Raw genomic sequence first — 449 nt, 5'->3', positions numbered from 1 at the left:
CTGCGCCTCCCGGACATCCACGACCTTGCCGATCGGGATGCCGGCGACCTTGACTTCCGTGGCGTAGGGCTGGAGCCGGTAGTCACGCGCGAAGTTGATGGTCAACTCCGTGCCCGGTCGCAGCGTGGTGAGGACCCGGTCCTTGTTGAAGAGAGCGAGACCGGCGACGAGCGCCACGACGACGAACATCGCGCCCAGCTTGAACAGCGATCCCTTGCTCTTCGGACGCCGACGCCGGTTCTTGCCAAGCAAAGCCATCTTCCTCACCTCGGCCCCAGCAGAGAGCTCTTCTTGTCCTGCGGTGCCTGTCCCGGTGCGGGATAGGCGTTGCGCGCGGTGACCGGGTCCTTCAGCGCGCTCAAGGCGCCGGACAGGGACTCGGTGTTGAACAACGGGTAGATGCGCAGCCAGTGGCCCGCCGCGTCACCCCGGCTGAGCGCGTTGGCCGT

2 pseudogenes are annotated in these 449 nt (G+C 66.6%); both read right to left on the bottom strand.

What is annotated here, in order from left to right:
* Nucleotides 1-258 (bottom strand): annotated as a pseudogene (locus H5411_RS46740) (MlaD family protein); the annotation flags it as partial.
* 5 nt (nucleotides 259-263) lie between these two features.
* Nucleotides 264-449: pseudogene (locus H5411_RS46735) on the bottom strand (MlaD family protein); the annotation flags it as partial.

Source organism: Amycolatopsis echigonensis, assembly GCF_014174495.1.
In the GTDB taxonomy this organism is placed as follows: Bacteria; Actinomycetota; Actinomycetes; order Mycobacteriales; family Pseudonocardiaceae; genus Amycolatopsis; species Amycolatopsis echigonensis.
This window is presented reverse-complemented; position numbering and strand designations above follow the sequence as displayed.